Origin of the sequence: Streptomyces sirii (assembly GCF_045690365.1) — a bacterium.
Taxonomy (GTDB): Bacteria; Actinomycetota; Actinomycetes; order Streptomycetales; family Streptomycetaceae; genus Streptomyces; species Streptomyces sirii.
Genome location: NZ_CP147982.1, coordinates 1,327,190 through 1,345,464, shown reverse-complemented (window position 1 = coordinate 1,345,464; position 18,275 = coordinate 1,327,190). Strand labels below are relative to the sequence as shown.

Here is an 18,275-nt window from a genome sequence, read left to right as displayed (position 1 = left end):
CCTTCCGGTGCGGGGGTCAGTTCACCAGTGCCGACTCGGCGAAGGGGTCCCGGCCGGCATCCGTGCCCGCGACCTCCGGGGTCCGCGGCTCGGCCGCGCGCTCGGCGGTCGAGTCGGTGAACTGCGTCCGGTACAGCTCCGCATACCGTCCGTCCGCCGCCAGCAGCGTCGCGTGCGTACCGCGCTCGACGATCCGCCCGCCCTCGACGACCAGGATCAGGTCGGCGGCCCGTACGGTCGACAGCCGATGCGCGATGACCAGCGCCGTACGGCCTTCCAGCGCCTCGGTGAGGGCCTCTTGCACCGCCGCCTCGGAGGTGTTGTCCAGGTGGGCGGTGGCCTCGTCCAGGATCACCACCCTGGGGTGGGCCAGCAGCAGCCGGGCGATGGTCAGCCGCTGCCGCTCGCCGCCGGAGAGCCGGTAGCCGCGCTCGCCGACGACGGTGTCCAGGCCGTCGGGGAGCCCGGCGATCAGCTCCCGCAGCCGGGCCCGGCGCAGCGCGTCCCACAGCTCGTCCTCGGTGGCCTCGGGCCTGGCCAGCAGCAGGTTCTCGCGGATGGAGTCATGGAAGAGGTGCCCGTCCTGGGTGACCATGCCGAGGGTGTCGCGCAGCGAGGCGGCGGTCAGCTCGCGGACGTCCACCCCGGACAGCCGGACCGCGCCGGCATCGGTGTCGTACAGCCGCGGCAGGAGCTGGGCCACGGTCGACTTGCCGGCGCCCGAGGAGCCGACCAGGGCGACCATCTGGCCCGGTTCGGCGCGGAAGGAGATGTCGTGCAGGACCTCTTCGCCGCCGCGGGTGTCGAGGGTGGCGACCTCCTCCAGGGAGGCCAGCGAGACCTTGTCGGCGGACGGGTAGCCGAAGCGCACCGAGTCGAACTCCACCGATACCGGGCCCTCCGGCACCGGACGGGCGTCCGGCTGCTCGGTGATCAGCGGCTTGAGGTCGAGCACCTCGAAGACCCGCTCGAAGCTGACCAGCGCGCTCATCACCTCGATGTGGGCCCCGGAGAGCGCGGTCAGCGGGGCGTAGAGCCGGGTGAGCAGCAGGGCCAGGGAGACGATCGCGCCCGCCTCCAGCTGACCGCGCAGCGCCAGGAACCCGCCCAGGCCGTAGACGACGGCCAGCGCCAGCGCGGAGACCAGGGTGAGCGCGGTGACGAAGTACGTCTGGACCATGGCCGAGCGGACGCCGATGTCCCGCACTCGGCGGGCCCGGGTGGCGAACTCCGCGGACTCCTGGGACGGGCGGCCCATGAGCTTGACGAGCGTGGCGCCCGGCGCGGAGAACCGCTCGGTCATCTGCGTCCCCATCGCCGCGTTGTGGTCGGCGCCCTCCCGGCGCAGATCCGCCAGCCGCCGGCCGACCCGCCGGGCGGGCAGCACGAACACCGGCAGCAGCACCAGCGCGATCAGGGTGATCTGCCAGGACAGGGTGAGCATCACGGCGAGGGTGAGCAGCAGCGTCACGATGTTGCTGACGACCCCCGACAGGGTGTCGCTGAAGGCTCGCTGAGCCCCGATCACATCGTTGTTCAGCCGGCTGACCAGCGCACCGGTCCGGGTGCGGGTGAAGAAGGCGATGGGCATCCGCTGGACGTGGTCGTACACGGTCGTCCGCAGATCCAGGATCAGCCCCTCGCCGATGCTCGCCGACAGCCAGCGGGTCAGCAGCCCCAGGCCCGCCTCCGCGACGGCGATCACGGCGATCAGCCCGGACAGCCCGACGACCAGGGCGGAGGAGTCGCCGCCCACGATCGCGTCCACCACCCGGCCCGCCAGCAGCGGGGTGGCCACCGCGAGCATCGCGGTCACCGTGCTCAGTACGAGGAACCACAGCAGGTGCCGCCGGTGCGGCCGGGCGAACGCCGTGATCCGGCGCAGCGTCCCGCGCGAGAACCGGCGCCGGCCCTGCTGTGCGGTCATCGTGCTGTGCAGCGAATGCCAGGCGGTGACTTCCATGTCCATGGGTGGCCTCCAAGAGTGCCGGGGTCGTCGTCACGGGATCGCCGTGCGTGACCGGCGACAGAAAGAAACCTAGAACCTCAACCAAAATTGAGGTCAAGGGATTCCCCGCGGTTCACTCTTCACGTCCCCGGCGGAGCCCGAAAGTCGTCATCGGACCGGTCGCTCGGCGGCACGGCTCTAGAGGGGGCGCTCCCAGACCGTGGGCCCGTCGGCGGTGTCGGGGGCGGCCACCGTCAGGCGTACGGCGGCCCGGCCGTCGGGCAGGGTGGCGGCGGCATCCACGACGATCTCCAGCCGCGTCGGCCGGGCCGCCGTCAGGGTGGCGCGCAGCGCGGTCAGCAGCTCGCGGCCGCAGGCGTCGTCGACCCGGGCCTCGACCGGGCCCGTGAACTGCACGGACGGGCGGCTGCCGAGCGCTTCGGCCGCCGCGCCGGCCTCCCGCAGGATGCGGGTGCGCAGCCCCGGCGGCGCCTGGGACGGCCCCTGCTGCAGCGCGATGATCGCCGTACGGATCTCCTGGATCGTCGCGTCCAGCTCGTCGACCGCCTGGCCGACCCCCTCCCGCACCTCCGGCACCACGGCCTTGCGCTGGGCGCTCTCCAACAGCATCCCGGTGGCGAACAGCCGCTGGATCACCAGGTCGTGCAGATCGCGGGCGATACGGTCGCGGTCCTCGTAGACGGCGAGCCGTTCGCGGTCGCGGTGCCGGTCGGCGAGGACCAGCGCCAGCGCGGCCTGGGCGGCGAACTGGGTGCCCAGGGTGCGCTCGGTCTGGCTGAAGGGACGGTCGCCCGGCACCCGGCACAGCGCGAGGGCGCCCAGCACCCGTCCGTTGCTGCGCAGCGGCAGCAGCATCGTCGGGCCGTAGTGGCGCGACAGCGGGGAGATCGAACGGGGATCGGTGGCGAAGTCGTCGGCGAAGACCGCGAGCCCGGCGTCTATCCGGTGCACGACCGGGCTCTCCGGCGGGATCCTGCCGCGGTACGCCTCGGTCCGTACGGCGTCGGACAGCTCGGTGGAGATCGCCACGACCTCCATACCGCCCTCGGCGTGCGGCAGCAGCACCGCTCCGGTGGCCGCCTCGGCGAGCTCGCGGCCCTTCTCCGCGACGACGGTGAGGGCGTTCCCGGTCGTCGAGCGGGTCTCGGGGCCGGCCAGCAGGGCCGTGGTGACGGAGGCGGCGCCGTCGATCCAGCGGGTGCGCTGCCGGGCGGCGGCGTGCATCCGGGCGTTGCCCATCGCGATACCGGCCTCGGTGGCCAGCACCCGCACCAGGTGGAGGTCCGCGTCCGTGAACCCCGGGCCGCCCGGCGCGGCGGGTTCCGCGGGGCCCTCCCCGCTCTCGCCGTCGCGCCGGTCCGCGACGTACAGGGCGCCGAAGGTCTCGCCGTGGAAGGTGATGGGCACGCTGAGGACGTCATGGCCGGGCGGGCTGTCCGGGCCCTCAGGGGAGGGGGCGACGCCGTGGGTGATGAGGTCCTCGGTCGGTCCGTCGCCGTCCTTGTTGCGGATGCCGACGGCGGCGTAGCGCGCGCCGGTGAGGGCGGCGGCGGTCTCGGCGATGTGGGCCAGCGAGCGGTGCAGATCATGGTCGGCGCCGATCGCCGCCATCGCCTCCAGGAGCTGCGGAAGCCGGGAGATCGGCCCGCCGGCCAGCTCGCGCAGGCTCTGCGCGGTGCGGTCGGCGAGATCGGCTGCGGCATCGGCGGAACGGTCGGCCGCCGAGTCGGGCGACTTCAGGACACACCTCACTCTTCCGGGCGGTTTGGACAGTCTATTTGCCCTGAAGATGCTGATGCGAGCCGATGGGTTCCCTGTGTCGGCCTCGCCTGCTGTGACCACTGCGCCTGTAGTGGCGCGCGGGAGGCGGCCGGTGGCCGACGACCCGGGTGGTGCCGGGCCGGCTTCGCGCTCGCGCCGGGGCGTCGGACGCGGGTGACGTATCTCGGCCCCGCGCGCAAGGGGCGACTTTGAGACAACCTGCGGATGTGGCGTACGCCGGGACTTGAGGGCGGCGGTCGACGGGTAAGCCGTAGACAACCATGGGCGCAGCTGCAGAAACGTAGCGGCACCAGCGCTACGCCACCGCACCATCGACGACCCGGGAACGGGCCGACCCGCCCGGATCGTGCCGGGCGCCCCCACACCTTCCGTACAACTCCGCTGGGAGCGCGTGGTCACCCCGCGCCCCCGGCACGAAAGTGGGTCGGGCCGATGAACGATGCTCCGCACTACCCGAGACTTGTGGGCCCGCGCATCGCGGCGGGCGGCACGACCGTGCTCGAACTCCGCGGTGACCTGGACATCCTCGCCGTCTCCGTGCTGTCCGAGCGGCTGGACGGCATCACCCGCGGCGACGGCGTGGACCTCGTGGTCGATCTGCGCGGGGTGACCTTCATCGACTGCGCCGGGCTGTCGCTGCTCAGCCGCGCCCGCCACCGAACCCGGCAGCGGGGCGGCCGGCTGCGGCTGACCGGCGTCGTCGAGGGTGGCAGCGTCGCCCGGCTGCTGCGGATGACCGGGCTGACCGGCGACTTCGAGAGCGTCTCCGGCGAGGCGCTCGCGCAGGAGGCCGTGGCCTCCGAAGCCGCCGACCAGGACCCGGTCGCCGGATCCGCCGGGGCCACCGACATCGCCGTGGCCTGAGGGCCCGCCCGGCTCAGGCCGGCAGGGCCGCCTCGATGGCGGCGAGGAGCTCCTCGGCCTCCGGCTCCGTGCGCGGCCGGAAGCGGCCCGCCACTTCGCCCTCGGTGTCGATCAGGAACTTCTCGAAGTTCCACTGCACATCGCCCGCCGCCCCCTCGGCGTCCTCGGTGCCGGTCAGCGCCGCGTACAGCGGATGCCGGTCCGCGCCGTTGACGTCGGTCTTCTCGAACAGCGGGAAGCTGACGCCGTACGTCGCCGAGCAGAACGTGGCGATCTCCTCGGCGCTGCCCGGCTCCTGGCCGGCGAACTGGTTGCTGGGGAAGCCCAGCACGCTGAAGCCACGGTCCCCGAAGCGCTGCTGGAGCCGCTCCAGGCCCGAATACTGCGGGGTCAGCCCGCACTTGGACGCCACATTGACCACCAGCAGGGCCTTGCCCCGATAGTCGGCGAGCGAAGCGGGCTCACCGGTCAGGGTGCGCAGCGGGATGTCGTACAGGCTCACGGTTATGCTCCTCGTCGCGGTTCCGCGGATAGGGACGGCCATCATCGCTCCCAACAGCGGCGCCCGCCCTGATCTTCCCGGGATCGTCCGTCGGCCATGACACGACCGGACGCAGCGCGCCGGAGCGCCACTCCTTGAGGAGCTGGTCGAAGATCGGTGTCCCCTCCTCCGTGAGGCGCCGCGCCTGGGGAGCGGGCGGTGGCAGCGGCGGCATCTGGTGGGGGAGGGAGATGCGCTGAAAGGGGTGCGAGGAGGGCTTCTTGGCGTCCATGCCCGGACTCAACCGGAAATCGGCCACCGAGTTGCGGGACGCGGCCGGGGGTGTCCGCAGAAGCCCCTTCGGTGATGACGAACAGAAGATACGTTCCCGGCACCGAGGGGCCGGCGGAGATCCCGCCGGCCCCTCGGTCCTCACCCGTCCCGTGCGCCTCACGTCCCGGCCCGTGCCGCGCGTGCCGTGCCGTACGGACCGGGCCGGGCGCGCGGGCGGCCCGCGCGGTCAGTCCCTGCCGAGCAGCGACGCGAAGACCTGCGCCAGCGCCGCCTCGGGGTCGGCCACCCGACCCTCCGCGCGCCACGCCACGAAGCCGTCGGGGCGCACCAGCACCGCGCCCTCGGGTGTCGTGCCGTGCCTCTCTGCCCAGTCGACGCCCTCCTCCGGGGCCAGGTCGTCGTCCGGCTCGGTGCCGATCAGATAGCAGTCCAGCGCCACCGCGAAGCGCTGGACGGCGCCCTTGGCCGCGGTGCGCCACATGTCGCCGTCGGAGCCGGACAGCAGCACGAAGGACCGCTCGTAGAGGTCCAGGGTCGAGCGGCGCTCGCCGCCCGCGCGCAGCCACATGTGCGGGGCGCGGGTGCCCGGCTCGCCGGTCAGCCGCAGCTGCTCGGGAACCACCGGGAGCTCGGGGTCGGCGCCGACGACCGCGCCCTGGGGATAGCAGTAGCCGAGGGCGACGGTGAGCACGCCGCGCTGCCGGCCACCGCCCGCCCCGGGCGCCGGAACGTACCCGGGGTGGCTGTGCTCGGCGGACCGGGCCGAGGCGCGCGCGCTCGTCTCGCGGGCCACCGGCTGCCGCTCCGCCTCGTACGTCGCCAGCAGGTCGGGGCCCGCCGAGCCGCTCAGGACGGCCGCGAGCTTCCAGGCGAGGTTGTGGGCGTCCTGGATGCCGGTGTTGGAGCCGAACGCCCCGGTGGGGGACATCTCGTGGGCCGAGTCACCGGCGAGGAAGACCCGGCCGGCCGCATAGCGCTCGGCGACCCGCTCGGCGGCGTGCCAGGGGGCCTTGCCGGTGATCTCCACGTCCAGGTCCAGGGCGCCGGTCGCCCGGCGGATGTGGTCGATGCACCGCTCGTCGGTGAAGTCCTCCAGGGTTTCGCCCTGGTCGGGGTGCCAGGGGGCGTGGAAGACCCACTCCGCCCGGTTGTCCACCGGCAGCAGCGCCCCGTCGGCCTCGGGGTTGGTCAGGTAGCAGGCGATGAAGTGCCGGTCGCCCACCACGTCCGCCAGCGCCGGGGCGCGGAAGGTGATGCTCACGTTGTGGAACAGGTCGCCGGGCCCCGTCTGGCCGATGCCCAGCCGCTCGCGGACCGGGCTGCGCGGCCCGTCGGCCGCGATCAGGTAGTCCGCCTGCACGGTGCTCCGCTCGCCGGTCTCCCGGTTCCTCAGGACCGCGGTCACCCCCTGCGCGTCCTGCTCGAAGGAGACCAGCTCGGTGGAGAACCGCAGCGCTCCGCCGTGCTCGCGGGCGCAGCGCACCAGTACGGGTTCGAGGTCGTTCTGGCTGCACAGACACCAGGCGGACGGACTGAACCGGGCCAGCCCGCCGCCCGGGTCGATCTCCTTGAACAGCCACTCCTGCTCCTCGCCGGTGAGCGAAGGGGCCTGCAGGATGCCGTGGTTGGCGGCCAGGACCGACGCGGCCTCCCGGATCGGCTGCTCCGCTCCGGCGACCCGGTACAGCTCCATCGTGCGGACGTTGTTCCCCCGCCCGCGCGGGTGGCGTGAGGTGTCCGCGTGCTTCTCGACCAGCAGGTGCCGCACACCCAGGCGTCCCAGGAACAACGACGCGGACAGGCCCACCAGGGACCCGCCCACGATGAGTACCGGGACCCGGTCTTCAACGGTGGGGTTCATTCGTGCTCCAGCTCCATGGGCGCATTGAGGGCAGATGGAGCACGAATGCCCGGATGTGGCCGTGTTCGATCAGGATTCACCTGCATGGCTCACAGATCTCGCGCCACCGGACGCTCCCCGCCACGATCGAATCCGGGACGCCCCGGGCCACCCGGGCAGCCGCCCACCATCCGGCTCAGTCATCCGGATCGCACCGGAACTGACGACGCACCACAGGGGCCATCGGGCCCCGAAGGAGATGCGTAGACGATGACAACGCTCTCGGAACGAATATCCCAGTCGGCCTTCGACGGCTCCCGCCTCCGGGTCGTACTGCTCCTGGACCTCCACGAGGGAGCCCAGCAGCGCTTCCTGGAAGCCTACGAGCACCTGCGCAACCAGGTCGCGTCGGTCCCCGGGCACATGACCGACCAGCTGTGCCAGTCCATCGAGAACCCCTCGCAGTGGCTGATCACCAGTGAGTGGGAGAGCGCGGCGCCGTTCCTCACCTGGGTCAACAGCGAGGAACACGTCAAGATGGTCCAGCCGCTGCACAGCTGCGTCCGCGACACCCGCTCGCTGCGTTTCAGCGTCCTGCGCGAGACCTCCAACATCGCCACGCTCACCCCCGAGCCCCCCAAAGGCCGGCTGCAGGCCAACCCCCGCGTCGGCGACGGAGTGGTCCGGCACGCGCTGACCTTCACCGTGAAGCCCGGCAGCGAGGACAAGGTCGCCGAGATCCTCGCCGGCTACACCTCCCCGGAGGCCCGGGTCGACGACACCACCCGGCTGCGCCGCACCTCCCTGTTCATGCACGGCAACCGCGTCGTACGAGCCGTCGAGGTGCAGGGCGACCTCGTCGCGGCACTGCGCCACGTCTCCCGGCAGCCCGAGGTCCGGGCCGTCGAGGAGGCCATCAACCCGTACCTGGAGCAGGACCGCGACCTCAGCGACCCCAACTCCGCCCGGGTGTTCTTCACCCGCGCCGCGCTGCCCGCCGTGCACCACGTCGCGGCACACGGCAGCCGGCCCGAGGACGTACGACGCCATGCGCTGCTCTACCCCGCCAGGGAGGGGTGCGGCATGGTGCTGGCCAGGATGCTGGCCCGCCAGGACGAGCTGGCCGCCGACGACGCGGCGAGCCCGATCGCCGGCAGCACCATCTTCCAGCGCGACGACATCGTCGTCCGGCTGATCGACCTGCGGATCCCCATCGACAGCGACCCCGTGCTGTCGCTCGGCGTGCGCGGCCCCCGCAAGATCGCCGTGCTGCGGCGCCTCCTCGACACCGATGCGGCCGGGGGGCTGTCCGACGACCGTGAGCTCGCACGCTTCCTGACGCGCTCCGACATGGCACTGATCACCGATCGCCGGGCCCCGGACGCCTGACCGCAGCAGATCCCACCCCTCTCAACCGACGGCCTCACGCCCACTGGAGGAATCAGCCATGACCACGGACCGCCCACGCATCGTGGACCTCAGCGAGACCAAGCCCAACCGCCGGCGCGGAGGTGATCTGCGCGCCATGCTGACACCCAGCGCGGTGGGCGCCACGAGCGGCTTCATGGGCATGGCACTCGTCCAGCCCGGCGAGCGCATCGGCGAGCACTACCACCCGTACTCCGAGGAGTTCGTGTACGTCGTCCAGGGCGCCCTCGAAGTGGACCTGGACGGGGAGTCCTACTCGCTGCGCCCGGACCAGGGCCTGCTGATTCCCCCTTATATGCGGCACCGGTTCCGCAACGTGGGGGAAGTGGAGGCCCGGATGGTCTTCCACCTCGGCCCGCTGGCACCGCGCCCCGAGCTCGGCCACGTCGACACCGAGGCCGCGGAGGACAGCACGCCGGCCGTGCCACCCGAACGAACGGAGCCGGTGTCATGACCCGCCGTGTGGCGGTCACCGGCGTCGGCATCGTGGCCCCGGGCGGCGTGGGCATACCCGCCTTCTGGGACCTGCTGTCCGCCGGGCGTACGGCGACCCGGGGCATCACGCTCTTCGACCCGGAGGGCTTCCGCTCGCGCATCGCCGCCGAGTGCGACTTCGATCCCGAGGTCCACGGGCTGAGTGCGGATCAGATCGCCCGCTCGGACCGGTACATCCAGTTCGCGAGGGTCGCCGCCGCCGAGGCGCTGCGCGACGCCGGCCTGGACACCGAGAAGGAGGACCCCTGGCGCATCGGGGTGTCCCTGGGCACCGCGGTCGGCGGCACCACGCGCCTGGAGCACGACTATGTCGCCGTCAGCGAGCACGGGCAGCGGTGGGACGTCGACCACCGGCCGGCCGGCCGCTATCTGGAGCGGGCGTTCTCCCCCAGTTCGCTCGCCTCCGAAGTGGCCGAACAGGTCGGTGCGCACGGCCCGGTGCAGACCGTCTCCACCGGCTGCACCTCCGGCCTCGACGCGATCGGGTACGCCTTCCACTCCATCGAGGAGGGCCGGGTCGACGTGTGCATCGCCGGCGCGTCGGACTCGCCGATCTCCCCGATCACCGTGGCCTGCTTCGACGCCATCAAGGCGACCTCCGCCAACAACGACGACCCCGCCCACGCCTCACGGCCGTTCGACGCCCACCGCGACGGATTCGTCATGGGGGAGGGCGGCGCCGTACTCGTCCTGGAGGAGCTGGAACACGCCCGCGCCCGCGGTGCGACCATCCACTGCGAGATACGCGGCTACGCCACCTTCGGCAACGCGTACCACATGACCGGCCTCACCCAGGAGGGCCTGGAGATGGCCGAGGCCATCAACCGCGCGCTCGGTCACGCCAGGATCGACGCCACCCAGGTCGACTACGTCAACGCACACGGCTCCGGCACCCAGCAGAACGACCGGCACGAGACCGCCGCGGTCAAGCGGTCGCTGGGCAAGCACGCCTACAAGGTGCCGATGAGCTCCATCAAATCCATGGTGGGGCACTCGCTCGGCGCGATCGGCGCCATCGAGATCGTCGCCTGTGTGCTGGCACTGACCCACCAGGTCGTGCCGCCGACGGCCAACTACGAGACCCCGGACCCGGAGTGCGACCTCGACTATGTGCCCCGGACGGCGCGGGAGCTGCCGCTGCGTTCGGTGCTCTCGGTCGGCAGCGGCTTCGGCGGATTCCAGTCAGCGGTCGTACTGACCCGACAGGGCGGGAGGGCACGATGAGCTCCCCTAAGGAACGACGTTCCGTCGTCACCGGCATCGGCGTCATCGCCCCCAACGGGGTGAGCACCGAGGCCTTCTGGAAGGCGACCATCGAGGGCATCAGCGTCCTGGACCGGGTGACCCGCGAAGGGTGCGAGCACCTGCCGCTCAAGGTCGCCGGCGAGGTCCGCGGCTTCGACCCGGCGGAACTGATCGAGGAGCGCTACCTCGTCCAGACCGACCGGTTCACGCACTTCGCCATGGCGGCGGCCAACCTCGCGCTGGACGACGCCCGCCTCGGCCGCGCCGACTACCAGCACTCGCCGTTCGCGGTGGGGGTCGTCACGGCCGCCGGATCGGGCGGCGGCGAGTTCGGCCAACGGGAGCTGCAACGGCTCTGGGGCCAGGGCTCCCGGCACGTGGGCCCGTACCAGTCCATCGCCTGGTTCTACGCGGCCAGCACCGGACAGATCTCCATCCGCGGCGGCTTCAAGGGGCCCTGCGGAGTCGTGGCCAGCGACGAGGCGGGCGGCCTGGACGCCCTGGCGCACGCCTGCCGCACCATCCGGCGCGGCACCGACGCCGTCGTCGTGGGCGCCGCCGAGGCGCCGCTGGCCCCCTACTCGGTCGTCTGCCAGCTCGGCTACGACGATCTGAGCAGGCTCGACGACCCGGACCGCGCCTACCGCCCGTTCACCGACGGAGCCTGCGGATTCGTGCCCGCCGAGGGCGGCGCGATGCTGGTCATCGAGGAGGAGAGGGCCGCCGGGAGCCGCGGGGCGACCGTCCGGGCCGTGCTCTCCGGGCACGCCGCGACCTTCACCGGTGCCTCGCGGTGGGAGGAGTCCCGCGACGGGCTCGCCCACGCGATCCGCGGCGCACTGGAGGACGCGCGCTGCGCCCCGGAGGAGATCGACGTGGTGTTCGCGGACGCGCTCGGTGTCCCCTCGGCCGACCGGGCCGAGGCGCTGGCCCTCGCGGACGCCCTTGGCCGGCGTACCGGGCAGGTTCCGGTGACCGCGCCCAAGACCGGCATCGGGCGGGCGTACTGCGGGGCACCCGTCCTGGACATCGCGGCCGCGGTGCTCGCCATGGAGAACGGTGTGGTGCCGCCCACGCCCAACGTCGTCGACGTCTGCCACGACCTCGACGTGGTGATCGGCCGGGCCCGCCCCGCCGAGCTGCGGACGGCGCTGGTGCTGAGCCGGGGGCTGATGGGGTCGAACGCGGCGATGGTGCTGCGGCACGCCCCCACGTCCCCCTCGTGAGAAGGAGAACCCCACATGACCGCTCAACTGACCCTCGACGAGCTGGCATCGCTGATGAAGTCGGCCGCCGGCCTCACCGTCGACCCGAAGGACCTGGCCAGCCGCGCCGATCTGTCCTTCGCCGAGTTCGGCCTCGACTCGCTCGGCCTCCTCGGCATCGTGGGCGAACTGGAGAACCGGCACGGCCGGCCGATGCCGACCGACGCGGAGCGCTGCAAGACGCCGCGCGACTTCCTCGCCCTGGTCAACACCGACAAAGACAAAGTGTCTACGACAGGAGCCTGACATGCCCGGCCACACCGAGAACGACATCACCATCGCCGCGCCCCTCGACCTCGTCTGGGACATCACCAACGACATCGAGAACTGGCCCCAGCTGTTCAGCGAGTACGCCTCGGTCGAGGTGCTGTCCAGGGAGGGCGACAAGACCACCTTCCGGCTGACGATGCACCCGGACGACAACGGGACCATCTGGAGCTGGGTCTCCGAGCGGGTCATGGACCGCAGGGGCCGCAGCGTCCGCGCCCGCCGAGTGGAGACCGGCCCCTTCGAGCACATGGACATCCACTGGAAGTACTCCGAGATCCCGGGCGGTACGTCGATGCACTGGACCCAGGACTTCGCGATGAAGCCGCAGGCCCCGGTCGACGACAAGGGGATGACCGAGCTCATCAACCGCAACTCCCGGATCCAGCTGGAACTCATCCGGGACAAGATCGAGCAGCGGGACCGCGAGCTGCGTTCCACCGCCGTCAACTGACCGCCCGCCGGGCCGTGTCCGGACCGCCACCCGGCGGCAACGAAGGGATCTCCCCGATGCACCACGCTCTGATCGTCGCTCGTATGGCACCCGGTTCCGCTCCGGACATCGCCGAGGTCTTCGAGGCCTCCGACCGTACGGAGCTGCCCCACCTGGTCGGCGTCTCGCGGCGGACCCTCTTCCAGTTCGGTGAGGTGTATCTGCACCTCATCGAATCCGACCGGCCGCCCGGACCGGAGATCGCCAAGGTCACCGAGCACCCCGAGTTCCGTGCGGTGAGCGACAAGCTGTCGGCCTACGTCAGCGCGTACGACCCGGAGACCTGGCGCAGCCCCAAGGACGCGATGGCCCACGAGTTCTATCGCTGGGAGCGCGACGGCCGCGGCTGACGCGCAGGCGGAGCCGGGGCGATCCCCCGGTGCCCGCACCCGCCCGGGAACGGGCGGGGCCGCCCGGCGAGGAGGCTTCTCCTCGCCGGGCGGCCTGCCGTTCACGGGCTCGTTCATACCGCGGTCCGCGTCACGCGGGGACGGTGCACTCGAAGGCGTGCAGATAGGGGTTGACGGGCGTGATGTCGCCGACCTTCAGTCCGGCCGCCGACATCCGGCCGACCAGGCTCTCCTTGGTGTGCTTGGCACCGCCGACGTTCAGGAGCAGCAGCAGGTCCATGGCGGTGGTGAACTTCATCGAGGGGCTGTCGTCGACGAGGTTCTCGATGATCACCACACGGGCGCCGGGGCGGGCGGCGTCGACGACGTTGCGCAGCGTCCGGCGGGTGCTGTCGTCGTCCCACTCCAGGATGTTCTTGACGATGTAGACATCGGCCTGCACCGGGATGTCGTCGCGGCAGTCGCCGGGCACGATCCGTACCCGCGGGGCGAGCGCGCCGCCCTCCCGGAGCCGGGGGTCCGGGTTCGCCACCACCGTGGGCAGGTCCAGCAGCGTGCCCTGCATCGCGGGGTACTTCTCCAGCAGGCTGGCGAGCACATGCCCCTGGCCGCCGCCGATGTCCGCCACCGACGACGCCCCGGACAGGTCGAGCAGCGCCGCGAGGTCCTCGGCCGACTGCTTGCTGGAGGTGGTCATGGCCCGGTCGAAGACCTCGGCGGAGTCCGGCGCGTCCTCATGGAGGTAGTCGAAGAAGCCCTTGCCGTACAGGTCGCCGAAGACGCTGCCGCCCGAGCGCACCGCCTCGTCGAGCCGGGGCCAGGCGTCCCAGGTCCAGGGCTCGGTGCACCACAGGGAGATATAGCGCAGGCTGTTGGGGGTGTCCTCGCGCAGCAGCCGGGACATCTCGGTGTGGGCGTACGTCCCGTCCGCGGTCTCCTCGAAGATGCCGTAGCAGGTCAGTGTGCGCAGCAGCCGCTCCAGCGGCCGCGGCTCGGCCCGCACCGCGGTGGCCAGCTCCTGCGCCGTGGCGGGCCGCTCGCCGAGGGCGTCGGCGACGCCGAGCTTGGCCGCGGCCCGTACGGCCGCCGCGCACGCGGCTCCGAAGACCAGCTCGCGCAGCCGCATGGCCGGCTGGGGGGTGGGACTTACGGTGCTCATTCCGCCTCAATTCTCCCGTGTGAAGTCAGCACAGACGGGCCGGCTCCGAGGTCCGGCACTTGTTGCCGTGGAACTCGTTTCCCCGGCCTTCGGTGTCCCGGTTGGCCAGGTCCACCGGCTTGTTGCCCAGCACCTCGTTGTCGCCGATGACATTGCGCTCGTTGAGGGCCTTGACGAAGCTGTGGAAGAGCACGACGCCGCCGGAGAGCGGGGACTTGCCGGCGTTGTCCCGGATGAGGTTGTGGACCACCTTCGCCTCCTCGGTGCCGGTGAGGACGATGCCGGAGCCCTGGATGAACGGTAGGCGGGGGTTGGCGGGGCAGTACTTGTTGTTCTTGGTGATCTCGTTGTTCCGCACGGTCAGGGCACCCGCCCTGGGGCGTGACTCGTCGCCGACGATGAACGCTCCGCCGCAGTTCCCGGTCATCGTGTTGTGGCTGACCGTCAGGTTCCGCACGCGCCGGACGGTGACGCCGATCCGGTTGTCCGTCATGAGGTTCTGGAAGATGGCCGTGCCCCGGGTGTCGGTGGCCCCGCCCTCCTCCTTGACCGTGTTCGCGACGAAGATGCCGGAGTCGCCGTTGCCGATGACCTTGTTGTCCCTGATCAGGCTGGCGGTGGACTTCTCCGTGGCGATGCCCCACACGCGGTTCTTCCGCGAGGTCACGCCGGATACGGTCAGCCGTTCGGTGCCGGAGGCCCAGATGCCGTTCCGCTTGAAGTCGGCGACGGTCAGCGAACGGATGTGGACGTCGTGCAGCGGGTGGCCCTTGCTGCCGATGACGCAGATGCCGTTGCCCTCCTGCCCGCAGGCGTTCTCCGCGCGCTTCCCGCCCGGCTTGATCACCGTCTTCTCGCCCGCTCCGACGAGGCGCAGCCGGGACTTGTTGATCAGTACGCTCTCCTGGTAGATCCCGGGCTTGATGACGACGGTGTCACCCGGCCGTGCCCTGTCCACCGCCCGCTGGATCGAATCGCCCGGACGGACCACATGCCGCCCGCCGTCGCAGGGGGCGCCCGCGCCCAGTCCGCCGGCCATCACCGCTGCGACGCAGCCCATGTATTTCATCTGTCGAAGCGCCATGAAGCGAAGCTATGGGCGATCACCACCGCTCGCCACATGTGGTAACCCGATGGCCACGGTGTGTGCGCCGGCCGGCTTTCGACGCGCGGTCAACTCCGCTGCCCGGCCGCCCGCGCGGCGGCTCGTCAGGGCCGGTCAGGGTGCTTGCCGGAGTGCTCGCCGCCGCCGTCGGCCGCCCCGGAGCACGGAAGGCATTCGGTCGTCCCTGAATCAGCTGACCGGGTAGCGGGCGTCCCGTCGGCGCCGCCCTCTAACGGATCGCCGGATCCGGCGTCCGACGGCCCGTCAGTCTGCCCGTCCGGCCACACCTCGGTGAGGAACGCCACAAGGCTGGTCGGCAGAAACCACGGTCGGACGCGGAAGACGGTCATGGCAGTCCAACGCGCGGGGCCTGCCGGACGATACCGGGGGGCGGCTTGATCACCCATTCGCCGGTCCGCTGCGCTTTGGCCCGCCTCCCACGTTGTCGGCTGCGGCGCCGTGGTGGTTGCTCGCCGTTGCGCCTGCGGCGGGCCGGTTGCCGCTGCGCGGGGCGTTTTCGGCAGCGGGTGCGGCCCTCCGGACTTCGTCCTGCGGTCCGCCCCCTCCCGTGGGTGGGTGGGAAATGACCGGTGGGGGCGTGCGTAATTCGTCCACTGCCCGCGCGTACGGGACTACGCCCACCCCCACGGTCTTCTCCCACCCCCAACGGGAGGGGGCGGGCCGGAGGGGTAGGGGTGTGGGACGTAAAGCGCAGCAGTCCCACACCCCTACCCCTCCGGCCTGTCACCGGCAGCCGAACAGCCCCGCGCAGCGGACCCCGCCCGCCGCAGGCGTCACGGCGCGTAAGTCGAACACGTCGGCCGCAGCAAAGCGCAGCGGAGGGGCCCGCCGCAGGCGAACCACGCGAAACCCCACGGCGGGACAGCCGACAACGTGGGAGGCGAGCAAAGCGCAGCGACAAGCTAGAATTCCGCAATTCAACAGACGACGTGACGGCCGGCCGGTCGGAGCGCGGAGGTCATGCGTGGTGCCGAGGCGCAAGGGAACGCCGTCCTGGCGGGCGGTCCGGTCACGGACCTGCATACCCACGCGCTCCGGGCCCGGTGCCACGCCTCCTTGTCGGGGCCGTGCGCCGGGGCGCGGGCCGCTTCGTACGGCCCGTGGGCACGCCCGTAGTTGCCCGGAGCGCGTCGCCCGCCGCTACTCCTCGCCGCGCCGCGGGGTCCACCGCACCGCGGTGCGTCCCGGGGCCCGGCTCGCTCGGCCGTCCGGCACGGTGCTGGTGCACCGGCCGCCCCGGGACAGCCTCTGGCGCCGGGCGCTGATCTTCGTCGTCGTCACGAATCTCGTGCTGGTCTTCCTGGTGCTCGTCGTGTACCTGGGGCGGCACGCGGGGACGTAGTGCGCGGGAGGACGTCGGACCGGTCCGTCGGGGCGGACCCGCCACAGCCACCACACGTCCCGCCCGAACGACCACACGAGCAGTGCCAGCGCCACGGCCACCGCGGCCGCCGCCGACGCCCGCGGCATGATCCCGGCGCCCGCCACGACCAGCACGATTCCCTGGAGCGCCGCCACGGTCTTACGGGCCATGCTGTGCGGCAGGTCGCCGCCGAGCCACGGCATCGCCCAGGACGCCGCGACGAAGGCGTACCGCATCAGGCCGATGCTCAGCACCCAGGCGCCCAGCGGCACCGCGAGGTAGACGCAGAGGACCAGGATGAGGAAGGCGTCGACCTCCATGTCGAAGCGGGCTCCCAGCGGGGACGCCGTTCCGGTGCGCCGGGCGACCTGTCCGTCCACGGCGTCCAGCAGCAGCGCGACGGTGGCCAGCGCGATCAGCACCCTGACCGGTGCCCGTCCGTCGAAGGAGTCCGCGACCAGCGCCGTCACCCCGCCGACGAGGATGGTCCGGGCCAGGGTGACGCGGTTGGCGGGGCCGAACGACCCCGTCCATGACCGGCGCAGCGCCAGAGTGAGTACGGCCCAGCTGCCCACGGCGAAGACGGCACCCGTCAGCCACCCCGCGGTACCCAGGCCGACCGCCCGGCAGAGCACCACGAGCACCAGCAGCTGCAGCCCCATTCCGGCCGTGGTGTCCTGCTCCAACCGCCTTGTGCCGTGGCGCTCTTTCACAACAGCCACCATGCCTCCCGCGACTTGTGGCGCAGTCCATGGGCGCCGCGTATGGTGACGGCGTCCTCATGATCCCCAGCATCAACGACCCCACGACGGAGCGTCCAGGAGGATCCCGATGCCGCGCGTCGCTTGTGCGTTTTGGCTAAGCGCTCCGGGCCGGGGCGAGCTCCGGCCGGTGCCGTTGCCGGAGCCCGGTTCCGATGAAGTGCTCGTGCGGACCCTGTACTCCGGAGTGAGCCGCGGGACCGAGACCCTGGTCTTCCGCGGCGGCGTCCCCGAGAGCCAGTACGGCGCCATGCGCGCACCGTTCCAGGAAGGCGACTTCCCCGCACCGGTCAAGTATGGCTATCTCAACGTCGGCGTCGTCGAGGAGGGGCCGCCCGCGCTGCGCGGCCGTACGGTCTTCTGCCTCGCCCCGCACCAGACGCACTACGTCGTCCCGGCGCACGCCGTCACCCCCGTACCGGACGCCGTGCCCGCCGCCCGCGCCGTGCTGGCGGGCACCGTGGAGACCGCGGTGAACGCCCTGTGGGACGCCGCGCCGCTGGTCGGCGACCGGATCGCGGTGGTCGGCGCGGGCATGGTCGGGTGCAGCGTCGCCGCCCTGCTCGCCCGCTACCCGGCCGTCCGGCTGCAGTTGGTCGACGCCGACCCGGCGCGTGCCACCACCGCCGAAGCACTCGGTGTCGACTTCGCGCTGCCCGACGACGCGCTGGGCGACTGCGATCTCGTCGTGCACGCCAGCGCGAGCGAGGAGGGGCTGGCGCGCTCCCTCGAACTGCTCGCCCCGGAGGGCACCGTCATCGAGCTGAGCTGGTACGGCGACCGGCGGGTCAGCCTGCCCCTGGGGGAGGCCTTCCACTCCCGCCGGCTGGTCGTCCGCAGCAGCCAGGTGGGTGCCGTCTCCTCGGCGCGGCGCGCCCGTCGCACCTTCGCCGACCGGCTCGCCCTCGCCCTCGACCTGCTCGCCGACCCCGCCTTCGACGCACTGATCACCGGGGAGTCCGCCTTCGAGGAGCTGCCCTCGGTGCTGCCCCGGCTCGCCTCCGGCGACCTCGCGGCGCTGTGCCACCGCATCCGCTACGCGCCTCCGGGCGCCTCCTAGAGCACGGGCGCGGCACGCCGCGACCGCCCCGCG

The 18,275-nt window shown here is 72.1% G+C and carries 15 protein-coding genes and 1 pseudogene; 9 read left to right on the top strand and 7 right to left on the bottom strand.

Annotated features, from left to right (window positions below; translation table 11 throughout):
- Positions 1-16: 16 nt before the first annotated feature.
- Both WAB15_RS06305 and WAB15_RS06300 read right to left on the bottom strand, forming a co-directional pair.
- Entirely contained in the window at positions 17-1,969 is a 1,953-nt protein-coding gene (locus tag WAB15_RS06305; protein WP_407285611.1) for an ABC transporter ATP-binding protein, read from the bottom strand.
- Positions 1,970-2,146: 177 nt separating this feature from the next.
- A complete protein-coding gene (locus tag WAB15_RS06300; RefSeq protein WP_407285610.1) occupies positions 2,147-3,721 on the bottom strand; it encodes a GAF domain-containing protein in 1,575 nt (524 codons plus the stop codon).
- Between the two features lie 462 nt (positions 3,722-4,183).
- Here WAB15_RS06300 and WAB15_RS06295 point away from each other — a divergent pair, with 462 nt between their 5' ends.
- Positions 4,184-4,615: an STAS domain-containing protein gene (locus WAB15_RS06295; RefSeq protein ID WP_399151072.1), complete on the top strand. Its 432-nt coding sequence runs from the start codon at positions 4,184-4,186 to the stop codon at positions 4,613-4,615.
- 13 nt (positions 4,616-4,628) lie between these two features.
- Here WAB15_RS06295 and WAB15_RS06290 read toward each other — a convergent pair whose 3' ends face one another.
- The gene (locus WAB15_RS06290; protein ID WP_399151071.1) at positions 4,629-5,117 is read right to left on the bottom strand and encodes a glutathione peroxidase; all 489 of its coding nucleotides are present in this window, start codon (positions 5,115-5,117) and stop codon (positions 4,629-4,631) included.
- 499 nt (positions 5,118-5,616) lie between these two features.
- Complete coding sequence (locus WAB15_RS06285) at positions 5,617-7,251, bottom strand: FAD-dependent oxidoreductase (protein WP_407285609.1); 1,635 nt, start codon at positions 7,249-7,251, stop codon at positions 5,617-5,619.
- Positions 7,252-7,500: 249 nt separating this feature from the next.
- On the opposite strand from WAB15_RS06285, the gene WAB15_RS06280 reads away from it, so the two are divergent.
- From WAB15_RS06280 to WAB15_RS06250, 7 genes are read left to right on the top strand one after another with little or no spacing between them, the layout of a single operon-like run.
- Positions 7,501-8,619, top strand: a complete 1,119-nt coding sequence (locus WAB15_RS06280) for a SchA/CurD-like domain-containing protein (protein WP_407285608.1) — start codon at positions 7,501-7,503, stop codon at positions 8,617-8,619.
- Positions 8,620-8,677: 58 nt separating this feature from the next.
- The gene (locus tag WAB15_RS06275) at positions 8,678-9,112 is read left to right on the top strand and encodes a cupin domain-containing protein (protein WP_407285607.1); all 435 of its coding nucleotides are present in this window, start codon (positions 8,678-8,680) and stop codon (positions 9,110-9,112) included.
- Positions 9,109-10,377 carry a beta-ketoacyl-[acyl-carrier-protein] synthase family protein gene (locus WAB15_RS06270; RefSeq protein ID WP_399151067.1) on the top strand — a complete coding sequence of 423 codons (1,269 nt, stop codon included), beginning with the start codon at positions 9,109-9,111 and terminating at the stop codon, positions 10,375-10,377. Before WAB15_RS06275 ends, WAB15_RS06270 begins: the two co-directional genes overlap by 4 nt.
- Positions 10,374-11,624 (top strand): ketosynthase chain-length factor, encoded by a 1,251-nt coding sequence (locus tag WAB15_RS06265; protein ID WP_399151066.1) that lies wholly within the window; start codon positions 10,374-10,376, stop codon positions 11,622-11,624. The genes WAB15_RS06270 and WAB15_RS06265 overlap by 4 nt, the downstream gene beginning before the upstream one ends.
- 15 nt (positions 11,625-11,639) lie before the next feature.
- On the top strand, positions 11,640-11,909 hold the full coding sequence (locus tag WAB15_RS06260; protein WP_399151065.1) for an acyl carrier protein: 270 nt from the start codon (positions 11,640-11,642) through the stop codon (positions 11,907-11,909).
- Position 11,910: 1 nt separating this feature from the next.
- Positions 11,911-12,384 carry an SRPBCC family protein gene (locus WAB15_RS06255; protein ID WP_399151064.1) on the top strand — a complete coding sequence of 158 codons (474 nt, stop codon included), beginning with the start codon at positions 11,911-11,913 and terminating at the stop codon, positions 12,382-12,384.
- Positions 12,385-12,440: 56 nt separating this feature from the next.
- The gene (locus WAB15_RS06250; RefSeq protein ID WP_399151063.1) at positions 12,441-12,773 is read left to right on the top strand and encodes a TcmI family type II polyketide cyclase; all 333 of its coding nucleotides are present in this window, start codon (positions 12,441-12,443) and stop codon (positions 12,771-12,773) included.
- Between the two features lie 130 nt (positions 12,774-12,903).
- Here the strand turns inward: WAB15_RS06250 and WAB15_RS06245 are convergent, their stop codons facing one another.
- The 3 genes and pseudogenes from WAB15_RS06245 to WAB15_RS06235 all read right to left on the bottom strand — a co-directional run.
- Positions 12,904-13,932: a methyltransferase gene (locus WAB15_RS06245; protein WP_399151062.1), complete on the bottom strand. Its 1,029-nt coding sequence runs from the start codon at positions 13,930-13,932 to the stop codon at positions 12,904-12,906.
- A 25-nt stretch (positions 13,933-13,957) separates the two neighbouring features.
- A complete protein-coding gene (locus WAB15_RS06240; RefSeq protein WP_399151061.1) occupies positions 13,958-15,016 on the bottom strand; it encodes a nitrous oxide reductase family maturation protein NosD in 1,059 nt (352 codons plus the stop codon).
- A 1,422-nt stretch (positions 15,017-16,438) separates the two neighbouring features.
- Positions 16,439-17,083: pseudogene (locus WAB15_RS06235) on the bottom strand (CDP-alcohol phosphatidyltransferase family protein); the annotation flags it as partial.
- A gap of 169 nt (positions 17,084-17,252) precedes the next feature.
- On the opposite strand from WAB15_RS06235, the gene WAB15_RS06230 reads away from it, so the two are divergent.
- On the top strand, positions 17,253-18,242 hold the full coding sequence (locus WAB15_RS06230; protein ID WP_393493087.1) for a dehydrogenase: 990 nt from the start codon (positions 17,253-17,255) through the stop codon (positions 18,240-18,242).
- Positions 18,243-18,275 lie beyond the last annotated feature (33 nt).

Excerpts from the sequence above, each read along its gene's own strand:
- WAB15_RS06245 (WP_399151062.1), bottom strand. The coding sequence starts at position 13,932 with ATGAGCACCGTAAGTCCCACCCCCCAGCCGGCCATGCGGCTGCGCGAG.
- WAB15_RS06285 (WP_407285609.1), bottom strand. The coding sequence starts at position 7,251 with ATGAACCCCACCGTTGAAGACCGGGTCCCGGTACTCATCGTGGGCGGG.
- WAB15_RS06260 (WP_399151065.1), top strand. The coding sequence starts at position 11,640 with ATGACCGCTCAACTGACCCTCGACGAGCTGGCATCGCTGATGAAGTCG.
- WAB15_RS06255 (WP_399151064.1), top strand. The coding sequence starts at position 11,911 with ATGCCCGGCCACACCGAGAACGACATCACCATCGCCGCGCCCCTCGAC.
- WAB15_RS06240 (WP_399151061.1), bottom strand. The coding sequence starts at position 15,016 with ATGGCGCTTCGACAGATGAAATACATGGGCTGCGTCGCAGCGGTGATG.
- WAB15_RS06275 (WP_407285607.1), top strand. The coding sequence starts at position 8,678 with ATGACCACGGACCGCCCACGCATCGTGGACCTCAGCGAGACCAAGCCC.
- WAB15_RS06280 (WP_407285608.1), top strand. The coding sequence starts at position 7,501 with ATGACAACGCTCTCGGAACGAATATCCCAGTCGGCCTTCGACGGCTCC.
- WAB15_RS06230 (WP_393493087.1), top strand. The coding sequence starts at position 17,253 with ATGCCGCGCGTCGCTTGTGCGTTTTGGCTAAGCGCTCCGGGCCGGGGC.
- WAB15_RS06295 (WP_399151072.1), top strand. The coding sequence starts at position 4,184 with ATGAACGATGCTCCGCACTACCCGAGACTTGTGGGCCCGCGCATCGCG.
- WAB15_RS06305 (WP_407285611.1), bottom strand. The coding sequence starts at position 1,969 with ATGGACATGGAAGTCACCGCCTGGCATTCGCTGCACAGCACGATGACC.
- WAB15_RS06265 (WP_399151066.1), top strand. The coding sequence starts at position 10,374 with ATGAGCTCCCCTAAGGAACGACGTTCCGTCGTCACCGGCATCGGCGTC.
- WAB15_RS06270 (WP_399151067.1), top strand. The coding sequence starts at position 9,109 with ATGACCCGCCGTGTGGCGGTCACCGGCGTCGGCATCGTGGCCCCGGGC.
- WAB15_RS06250 (WP_399151063.1), top strand. The coding sequence starts at position 12,441 with ATGCACCACGCTCTGATCGTCGCTCGTATGGCACCCGGTTCCGCTCCG.